Below are 346 nucleotides of genomic sequence, written 5' to 3' on the forward strand. Positions count from 1 at the left end.
GCAGTCTCGTATCTACCAGCACCAATCGGTGCCGCAGATCGTCGAGAGCATCCTGCGCAGCCGCCACGGTTTCGAAGGCCAGGACTTTTTTTTCGACCTGCTGCGCGAGTACCCCAAGCGCGAGCAGGTGATGCAGTTCGGTGAAAGCGACCTGGCCTTTATCTCGCGGCTGCTGGCCGAGATCGGGATCTGGTACCACGTCACCAGTGACCAGCGCTTGGGCATCGACGTGGTGGAACTGCATGACGCCCAACGTCACTATCAGTTCGACGTCGAACTGCCGTATCGACCGACCTGCGGCCTGAGCAGCAGCGCCCAGGACGCCGTCTGGCAACTGCAGACTCGT

1 protein-coding gene is annotated in these 346 nt (G+C 61.3%); it reads left to right on the plus strand.

What is annotated here, in order from left to right:
• Positions 1-346 (plus strand): contractile injection system protein, VgrG/Pvc8 family (locus ACM6IP_RS26050; RefSeq protein WP_414862610.1); only part of this gene is annotated, 346 nt, incomplete at both ends.

The organism is Pseudomonas sp. IT-P176 (assembly GCF_949767245.1).
Taxonomy (GTDB): Bacteria; Pseudomonadota; Gammaproteobacteria; order Pseudomonadales; family Pseudomonadaceae; genus Aquipseudomonas.